Raw genomic sequence first — 5,408 nt, 5'->3', positions numbered from 1 at the left:
GCGCCGCAATGTGTGCTCGCGTATTTTAAAGCCAATCTTTTCATTTCTCAAGTCCGTATCGGCTCTAAATCCCTGATTTTTCAATTGTTGGGCAATTTGTTGAACATATTCTGACTGTTTATCGGTAATTCCCATGACCATTACCTGACGAGGTGCAAGCCATGCCGGAAACGCGCCAGCATATTCTTCGATGAGTATACCGATAAAACGTTCAAGTGATCCAAGAATCGCACGATGCAACATTACTGGCACTTGTTTGGAGCCATCATCCGCTACATAAGTTGCATCCAAACGGCCCGGCATTGAGAAGTCCACCTGAATAGTACCGCACTGCCAAACCCTTCCCAGACAATCTTTCAGGGAGAATTCGATCTTCGGTCCATAGAACGCACCCTCGCCCGGTTGCAACTCCCAATCCAGTTCTTTAGCATTCAATGCTTGTTCAAGTGCGTGTTCGGCTTTATCCCAAACCGCATCACTTCCCACCCGATTTTCCGGACGAGTCGACAGTTTGATAATGATCTCGTTAAACCCAAAATCGGCATAAACGTTAAACAGCAGATCTATAAATGTAGCAACTTCAGTCTGAATTTGATCTTCAGTACAGAAAATATGCGCATCATCCTGAGTAAAACCACGCAGACGCATCAATCCATGCAAAGTACCAGATGGTTCATTACGGTGGCAGGAACCAAACTCTGCCATACGTAAAGGTAAATCACGGTAGCTTTTCAGACCTTGATTGAAGATCTGGATATGGCAAGGACAGTTCATCGGTTTAACTGCGTAATCGCGATTTTCAGAATGTGTACTGAAAATCATGTCACCGAATTTGTCCCAGTGACCGGATTTTTCCCACAAACTACGATCCACAACTTGTGGAGTACGCACTTCCTGATATCCATTGTTGGCCAACACATCACGAATATATTTTTCAACTTCGCGATAAATGCGCCAGCCATTGTCGTGCCAGAAGATCATGCCTGCCGCTTCATCTTGCAGATGGAACAGATCCAGGCTTTTCGCCAATTTACGGTGATCGCGTTTTTCAGCTTCTTCTAAACGGTGCAGATAGGCTTTCAGATCTTTTTTATCAGACCAGGCAGTACCGTAAATACGTTGCAGCATTTCATTTTCAGACTTACCGCGCCAGTAAGCACCGGCTAGTTTCATCAATTTGAATGCTTTTAGTTTGCCGGTATTCGGTACATGCGGGCCACGGCATAAATCCATGAATTCGCCCTGGCGATACACTGACAAGACTTCATCTTTTGGAATATCTTCGATGATCTGAGCTTTATATTCTTCGCCCATTTCACGGAAGATCTGTACTGCAGCATCACGAGTGACTTCTTCACGAACCACTTCAAGATCTTGTTTAACCAGCTCTTCCATACGCTTTTCGATCTTTTCCAGATCTTCCGGTGTAAAGCCTTTTGAATAGGAAAAGTCATAGTAAAAACCATCGTCGATAACCGGGCCGATAGTGACCTGAGCATCTGGATAAAGTTGTTTTACTGCTTGAGCTAACAGATGTGAAGTTGAATGACGAATGATATCCAACCCTTCTTCATCACGTTCGGTGATGATGGCTAATTCAGCGTCATCTTCAATAACGTAATTGGTATCAACCAGTTTGCCATTTACTTTGCCTGCCAGAGCAGCACGGGCTAAACCGGCACCGATATCGGCGGCAACATCATGAATAGAAACGGGATGATCGAACTGGCGTTGACTGCCATCAGGAAGGGTAATTGAAATCATGCTATATCCTTGGTTGTGGCCAATACGAGAGGCCTTAAAAACCAAAAAGCACCCGCAAGAGGTGCTTGATGTATATATCTGGTAGGCACGATTGGATTCGAACCAACGACCCCCACCATGTCAAGGTGGTGCTCTAACCAACTGAGCTACGTGCCTACTGTGAAGCGCGAAATTATACGCAGTCAGGCAGTTTTTGCAAGCGCTTTATAGTGCTACAGGCCCTAACGCCATCTTCCTCACCTTCTCAAGTTCATCACGTAATTTAGCCGCTTCTTCAAACTCCAGATTCTGTGCATGTTTATACATTGCACTTTCAATCTGTTGAATACGTTTAGACAATTGTTGAGGAGACAGAGCCGCATACTTGGCATATTCTTCAGCCACTTCGGCAAAACGCAGATTTTCTTCTTTCTTGCTCTTCGAATCATCCATGCCGCCACGAATCGACTTGATAATGCCTTTTGGCGTTATGCCATGCTCCAGATTGTGGGCAATCTGTTTTTCACGACGTCGATCAGTTTCATCAATAGCCCGCTTCATCGAGCCAGTAATCTGATCAGCATATAAAATCGCCTTACCGTTCAGGTTTCGAGCAGCACGGCCTATGGTTTGAATTAATGATCGGTCGCTACGCAGGAAGCCCTCTTTATCAGCATCAAGAATCGCCACCAGCGAAACCTCCGGAATATCCAGACCTTCACGCAGCAAGTTGATACCTATTAATACATCAAACTCACCCAAACGCAGATCCCGCAAAATCTCCATCCGTTCAACGGTATCGATATCAGAATGCAGATAGCGCACTTTGACATTGTGTTCCCGCAAATAATCGGTGAGATCTTCAGACATGCGTTTGGTCAATGTGGTGACCAACACCCGCTCATTAACCGCAGTTCGTTTATGAATCTCGGAAAGTAAATCATCAACCTGCGTACCGACCGGACGAATTTCCACTTCGGGATCAATCAACCCCGTTGGACGCACTACCTGCTCGACAATATTGCCTGCATGTTCAGCTTCGTATTTACCCGGCGTGGCCGAAACAAAAATAGTTTGCGGTGCCAGCCTTTCCCATTCATCAAACATCAATGGCCGGTTATCAAGGGCAGAAGGTAACCGGAAACCGTAATTCACCAGAGTTTCCTTACGCGAACGATCGCCTTTATACATCGCGCCAATCTGCGGAATCATAACGTGGCTTTCATCAATGATCAGAATCGCATCGTCGGGCAGGTAATCAAATAAGGTCGGTGGCGCTTCACCGGCCTGACGGGTGGATAAATGTCGTGAATAGTTTTCGATACCATTGCAGTAGCCCAGCTCTAACAACATCTCAATATCAAAACGAGTCCGTTGCTCCAGCCGCTGTGCTTCAACTAATTTATTTTGCTCATTTAATTCCGCCAGCCGTTCACGCAGTTCATTTTTAATGGAATCAACTGCACCGAGAATGGTTTCACGAGGTGTGGCGTAGTGGGTTTTCGGATAAATGGTAATGCGGTTCATCCGTTGCAATACTTCACCGGTTAACGGATCGAAATAACTGATTTGCTCAACTTCGTCATCAAACAATTCAATTCGTACTGCATCACGTTCGGATTCTGCCGGGAAAATATCAATGACTTCACCGCGCACCCGATAAGTACCACGAGACAATTCAACATCATTACGTGAATACTGCAGCTCAGCCAAGCGGCGCAGGATTTCCCGTTGATTAATCACATCACCCTGTACTAGGTGTAACACCATCGCCAGGTAAGCATCTTTATCACCCAAACCATAGATACACGACACACTGGCGACGATAATCGCATCACGTCGCTCCAGCATGGCCTTGGTCGCCGATAAACGCATCTGTTCGATCTGCTCATTCACCGAGGCGTCTTTATCTATAAAGGTATCCGATGAAGGCACGTAGGCTTCCGGCTGATAGTAATCGTAGTAGGAAACAAAATATTCCACCGCGTTATTCGGAAAGAACTCTTTCATTTCACTATAGAGCTGAGCCGCCAATGTTTTATTGGGCGCCAAAACCATAACCGGACGCTGCACAGCTTGCGCAACATTGGCAATGGTGAAGGTTTTTCCCGAACCGGTTACCCCTAACAGAGTCTGCCACATTTCACCGTTGTTTAATCCCTCAACCAGCGACGCAATCGCAGTTGGTTGATCCCCTGCCGGTTCAAACTCGCTGACTAATTCAAATTGTTTTTTCATACTCTTTAGCAATGTCCGTGTTTTGTCGTAATATTACGGTTTTTTAATCACTTATCGTTTCTCGAAGGACAGATTTTGACTATCAAACTCTCACAGCGCGTACAAAGCATCAAACCCTCGCCTACTTTAGCCATTACTGCACGCGCCGCGGCCCTGAGAGCCGAAGGTAAAGATATTATTGGTCTTGGTGCCGGTGAACCGGATTTCGATACACCGGATCATATCAAGCAAGCTGCTGTCGAGGCACTTAACAAAGGCCAAACCAAATATACCGCGGTTGATGGTACAGCTGAACTGAAAAACGCCATTATCAAAAAGTTTTCCCGCGATAACGGCTTAACCTACGAAGCCAATCAAATTCTGGTGTCATGTGGCGGTAAACAAAGCTTCTTCAACCTGGCACAAGCCTTATTGGAGTCTGGTGATGAAGTGATTATCCCTGCCCCTTACTGGGTATCTTATCCTGATATGGTATTACTCGCTGATGCCAAACCGGTCATCATCATCGGCGACCGTGATCAGCGTTATAAAATCACCCCACAACAACTTGAAGACGCCATCACCGATAAAACCCGTTTAGTGGTTATCAACAGTCCTTCCAATCCGACTGGCATGACCTACACCAGAGCGGAACTCGAAGCATTAGGTGAAGTGTTACGTAAATACCCGGAAATCCTTATCGCCACCGATGATATGTATGAACACATATATTGGGCCGATGAACCATTTTGCAATATCGTCATGGTCTGCCCTGATTTATATGACCGTACCATCGTCATGAATGGCGTATCTAAAGCCTACTCAATGACCGGCTGGCGTATTGGTTATGCCGGTGGCCCAGCTCAATTGATTGGTGCGATGAAAAAGATCCAATCGCAAAGCACCTCCAACCCGACCTCTATTTCGCAAGCTGCATCTGTTGAAGCCTTAAATGGTGATCAAAGTTGTGTGCAAACCATGTTGGTCGAGTTCAAAAAGCGCCACGACTTTGTAGTTGAAGCGCTGAATAAGATGCCCGGCATCACCGCTTTGGAAACTGACGGTACTTTCTACGTTTTTCCGGACATCACCGGTGTTTTGGCTAATAAGCCGGAATTAAAAGACGATATGGACTTTGCCGAAGCCTTATTGGTGGAAAAAGGCGTTGCTGTCGTTCCAGGCACGGCATTTGGCCTGAAAAATCATATCCGTTTGTCGATTGCAACCAGCGAAACAAATCTGCAAAACGCACTACAAAGAATCGCAGAATTTATCGGTTAACAAAAAAACTTAATAGAGGCTTGACCCATCCGGTTCGAGTCTCTATCATACCCATCTTTCTGTTCCCCGATAGCTCAGTTGGTAGAGCAAATGACTGTTAATCATTGGGTCGCTGGTTCGAGTCCAGCTCGGGGAGCCAATGATTTAAAGAACCTCAGCAAGTAATT

General features: G+C 45.8%; 3 protein-coding genes and 2 tRNA genes. 2 read left to right on the top strand and 3 right to left on the bottom strand.

Annotation, left to right across the window (positions count from 1 at the left end; all coding sequences use genetic code 11):
* The 3 genes from thrS to uvrB form a co-directional block, all read right to left on the bottom strand.
* Positions 1 to 1,764 (bottom strand): threonine--tRNA ligase (gene thrS, locus Q7V21_RS00975; protein WP_304915506.1); only part of this gene is annotated, 1,764 nt, incomplete at its 3' end.
* 79 nt (positions 1,765 to 1,843) lie between these two features.
* Positions 1,844 to 1,920 (bottom strand) — tRNA-Val (locus tag Q7V21_RS00970).
* Positions 1,921 to 1,968: 48 nt separating this feature from the next.
* On the bottom strand, positions 1,969 to 3,981 hold the full coding sequence (gene uvrB, locus Q7V21_RS00965) for an excinuclease ABC subunit UvrB (RefSeq protein WP_304915505.1): 2,013 nt from the start codon (positions 3,979 to 3,981) through the stop codon (positions 1,969 to 1,971).
* 75 nt (positions 3,982 to 4,056) lie between these two features.
* On the opposite strand from uvrB, the gene Q7V21_RS00960 reads away from it, so the two are divergent.
* Both Q7V21_RS00960 and Q7V21_RS00955 read left to right on the top strand, forming a co-directional pair.
* Entirely contained in the window at positions 4,057 to 5,241 is a 1,185-nt protein-coding gene (locus tag Q7V21_RS00960) for a pyridoxal phosphate-dependent aminotransferase (RefSeq protein WP_304915504.1), read from the top strand.
* 63 nt (positions 5,242 to 5,304) lie between these two features.
* Positions 5,305 to 5,380 (top strand) — tRNA-Asn (locus Q7V21_RS00955).
* Positions 5,381 to 5,408: the final 28 nt, after the last annotated feature.

The organism is Methylophaga sp. (assembly GCF_030651745.1).
Note: the sequence above shows the minus strand (reverse complement) of the source record. Positions and strands in the feature narration are given on the sequence as shown.